This window comes from Halochromatium sp. (assembly GCF_046541315.1).
In the GTDB taxonomy this organism is placed as follows: domain Bacteria; phylum Pseudomonadota; class Gammaproteobacteria; order Chromatiales; family Chromatiaceae; genus Lamprobacter.
Genome location: NZ_JBKHDN010000247.1, coordinates 1 through 3,525, shown reverse-complemented (window position 1 = coordinate 3,525; position 3,525 = coordinate 1). Strand labels below are relative to the sequence as shown.

Sequence of the window (3,525 nt, the reverse complement as noted above, 5' to 3'; positions counted from 1 at the left end):
GCGCGAGGGCGGACGCACCGTCGGCGCCGGTGTCGTCGCGAAGATCATCGAGTAAAGGGCATGGCAAGCCAACGCATACGCATTCGACTCAAGGCGTTCGATCATCGACTGATCGATCAGTCCGCGCGCGAGATCGTCGACACGGCGAAGCGCACCGGCGCGCAGGTGCGCGGCCCAGTGCCGCTACCGTCGCGCCACGAGCGCTACACCGTGCTGATCTCGCCGCACGTCAACAAGGACGCGCGCGATCAGTATGAGCTCCGCACCCACAAGCGGCTGATGGACATCGTCGATCCGACCGACAAGACGGTCGACGCCCTGATGAAGCTCGACCTGGCTGCCGGCGTCGACGTACAGATCAAACTGAGCTGAGGTTAAGACGATGGCCATTGGTGTGATCGGCCGCAAGGCCGGTATGACCCGCATCTTCGGTGACGATGGACAGTCCGTTCCGGTCACTGTCATCGAGGTGCAGCCCAACCGCGTGACCCAGGCCAAGACCGAGGAGCGCGACGGTTATCGCGCGCTCCAGGTGACCACTGGGCGGCGCCGGAAGTCGCGCGTGACCCAGCCTTTGGCGGGCCACTTCGCGAAGGCCGGTGTCGAGCCCGGCGTGACGCTGCGGGAGTTTCGACTTGAGCCCGGCGAAGGCGAGGATCTGAGCGCGGGCGGTGAACTTACGGTGTCGCTGTTCGAGGTGGGCCAAAAGGTCGATGTGCGCGGCGTCACCAAGGGCCGTGGTTTCACCGGCACCATCCGTCGGCATCATTTTCGCGGTCAGGACAGCACCCACGGCAACTCGTTGTCGCACCGTGCTCCGGGCTCGATCGGGCAATGCCAGACCCCAGGGCGCGTGGTCAAGGGTAAGAAGATGGCCGGGCAGATGGGCAATGTGAACCGCTGCCAGCAGAATCTCGAGGTGATCCGGGTCGACGTCGATCGCAATCTGTTGCTGATCCGCGGCGGCGTGCCGGGTCCAGCCGGGGGGCGCCTGTTCGTGGTGCCCTCGGTGAAACAGAAGAATCGGAAGGGTTAATCATGGAGCTGGCTATTCGCAACGCCGAGTCGTCATCGGTCCAGGTCACTGACCTGGTGTTCGGTGTCGACTACAAGCCGGGGCTGGTGCATCAGGTCGTGACCGCCTATCTGGCCGGCGCACGTTCCGGAACCAAGGCGCAAAAGAACCGTGCCGCCGTCAGCGGTGGCGGGTCCAAGCCCTATCGGCAGAAGGGCACTGGCCGTGCCCGCGCCGGCACCAGCCGTGGCCCCTTATGGCGCGGCGGTGGCGTGACCTTCGCGGCCCGGCCACGCAGCTACGAGCAGAAGGTGAATCGCAAGATGTATCGCGGCGCGGTGCGCTCGATCCTGTCGGAGCTGATCCGCGCCGAGCGCCTGATCTTGGTCTCGGAGCTGAGCGTCAGCGCGCCGAAGACCAAGGAGGTCCGCGCGAAGTTGGCCGAATTCGGCGTCGAACGCGCGCTGATCCTGGTCGATGAGATCGAGGACAACCTGGCATTGGGCGCTCGCAATCTGCCCGGCGTCTGGGTCGATACGGCCGCCGGTGTCGATCCCGTCAGCCTGGTCGCGGCCGAACATCTGATCGTCACCGAGGCGGCCTTGCGTCGTCTCGAGGAGCGTTTGTCATGAATGCCGGCATCAATCAAGAACGCCTGCTGAAGGTGCTGCTCGGACCGATCGTCTCCGAGAAGAGCGCGCGCGCCGCCGAGCAGTCCGCGCAATACGCGTTCAGGGTCGAGCCAACCGCGACCAAGCGCGAGATCGGCCAGGCCGTGGAACTGCTGTTCGAGGTCAAGGTGGACTCGGTACGGGTGCTCAACCTCAAGGGCAAGGTCAAGCGCTTCGGTGGCCGGCTTGGCAAGCGACCCGGCTGGCGCAAGGCCTATGTGCGTCTCGCGCCTGGTAATGATATCGACTTTGGGGGCGGTGCCTGATCGGCCGAGCTTAGCGAGGGCGCGTGATGCGCGCCTGGCGGCACCTGTCAAGGCCCATCAACGACACGGATAACAGACAATGGCTATCGTGAAAACAAATCCGACATCGCCTGGCCGGCGGTTCGTCGTCAAGATCACCGGGAAAGAGCTCCACAAAGGTGAGCCGCACGAGGCATTGCTCTCGAAGAAGTCGAAGACCGGTGGTCGTAACAATCAGGGCCGTATCTCGGTGCGGCATCGCGGTGGTGGGCACAAGCAGCGCTATCGGTTGATCGATTTCAAGCGCCGCAAGAAAGAGGTGCCGGCGGTGGTGGAGCGGATCGAATACGACCCGAACCGCAGCGCCAACATCGCCCTGCTCAAGTACGCCGACGGCGAGCGCGCCTACATCATCGCGCCCAAGGGCCTGAGCCAAGGCGCGCCCGTGGTGGCCTCGGAAACGGCGCCGATCTCGGTCGGCAACTGCTTGCCGCTGCGCAATATCCCCGTCGGCACCGAGGTGCATTGCATCGAGATGCGCCCCGGCAAGGGCGCGCAGCTGGCCCGGGCGGCGGGCGCCTCGGTGCAGCTGGTCGCGCGCGAAGGCGATTCGGCGACCTTGCGGCTGCGCTCCGGCGAGATGCGCAAGGTGCATGCCGACTGTCGCGCCGTGATCGGTGTCGTCGGCAATGGCGAGCACAGCCTGCGCAAGCTCGGCAAGGCCGGGGCCTCGCGCTGGCGCGGTGTGCGTCCGACGGTGCGTGGCGTGGTCATGAATCCGGTCGACCATCCGCATGGCGGTGGTGAAGGCCGCACCTCGGGCGGTCGTCATCCAGTGAGCCCCTGGGGTCAACCGACCAAGGGCCATAAGACTCGAAACAACAAGCGTACGGACGGCATGATCGTACGTCGTCGTCGGCGCAAGTAAGACAACGCGAGGAGCGATCACGTGGCACGTTCGATCCGCAAGGGCCCGTTTATCGATCATCACTTGGCCAAGAAGGTCGAGGATGCGGTGGCCCAGAATAGTAAACGGCCGATCAAGACCTGGTCGCGCCGCTCGATGATTTTGCCGGAGATGGTCGGGCTGACCATCGCCGTCTATAACGGTCGCCAGCATGTGCCGGTGTTGATCAATGAGAACATGATTGGCCATAAGCTCGGCGAATTCGCGCTGACCCGGACCTTCCGCGGTCACGCGGCGGACCGCAAGGCCAAGAAGCGCTAGGGGATAAGGCATGCAAGCAGCAGCGACACTGAAGTATGCGCGGATCTCGGCGCAGAAGGCGCGGCTGGTCGCGGATCAGATTCGCGGCCAGCACGTTGAGCGCGCACTCAATGATCTGGCGTTCAGCACCAAGAAGGGCGCGCGCATGCTGCGCAAGCTCTTGGAGTCGGCGATCGCCAATGCCGAGAACAACGCCGGAGCGGACATCGACCAATTGCACGTCGTCGAGGTGCAGGTGGGCGAGGGTCCGACGATGAAGCGCCTGCGCGCTCGCGCCAAGGGCCGAGCGTCGCGGATCTTGAAACGCACCAGCCACATTAGTGTCCGGGTAGCCGAACGCGACGGTCGGGGTTGAGGCATGGGACA

7 protein-coding genes are annotated in these 3,525 nt (G+C 64.7%); all 7 read left to right on the top strand.

The annotated features are described in order from the left end of the window. Positions 1 to 60: 60 nt before the first annotated feature. The 7 genes from rpsJ (at position 61) to rplV (ending at position 3,514) form a co-directional block, all read left to right on the top strand. Positions 61 to 372, top strand: coding sequence for a 30S ribosomal protein S10 (gene rpsJ / locus ACLFQI_RS12575; protein ID WP_200343988.1), 312 nt, complete (start codon positions 61 to 63; stop codon positions 370 to 372). A gap of 10 nt (positions 373 to 382) precedes the next feature. Next, the gene (rplC, locus tag ACLFQI_RS12570; RefSeq protein ID WP_410759818.1) at positions 383 to 1,036 is read left to right on the top strand and encodes a 50S ribosomal protein L3; all 654 of its coding nucleotides are present in this window, start codon (positions 383 to 385) and stop codon (positions 1,034 to 1,036) included. Positions 1,037 to 1,038: 2 nt separating this feature from the next. Then, on the top strand, positions 1,039 to 1,647 hold the full coding sequence (gene rplD, locus ACLFQI_RS12565) for a 50S ribosomal protein L4 (RefSeq protein WP_410759817.1): 609 nt from the start codon (positions 1,039 to 1,041) through the stop codon (positions 1,645 to 1,647). An 8-nt stretch (positions 1,648 to 1,655) separates the two neighbouring features. After that, positions 1,656 to 1,952, top strand: a complete 297-nt coding sequence (rplW, locus tag ACLFQI_RS12560) for a 50S ribosomal protein L23 (protein ID WP_410759819.1) — start codon at positions 1,656 to 1,658, stop codon at positions 1,950 to 1,952. A gap of 79 nt (positions 1,953 to 2,031) precedes the next feature. After that, entirely contained in the window at positions 2,032 to 2,859 is an 828-nt protein-coding gene (gene rplB, locus ACLFQI_RS12555) for a 50S ribosomal protein L2 (RefSeq protein WP_410759815.1), read from the top strand. 21 nt (positions 2,860 to 2,880) lie between these two features. Beyond that, on the top strand, positions 2,881 to 3,159 hold the full coding sequence (gene rpsS, locus ACLFQI_RS12550; RefSeq protein ID WP_200343995.1) for a 30S ribosomal protein S19: 279 nt from the start codon (positions 2,881 to 2,883) through the stop codon (positions 3,157 to 3,159). A gap of 10 nt (positions 3,160 to 3,169) precedes the next feature. After that, positions 3,170 to 3,514, top strand: coding sequence for a 50S ribosomal protein L22 (gene rplV, locus ACLFQI_RS12545; RefSeq protein ID WP_200240813.1), 345 nt, complete (start codon positions 3,170 to 3,172; stop codon positions 3,512 to 3,514). The last annotated feature ends 11 nt before the right edge of the window (positions 3,515 to 3,525 follow it).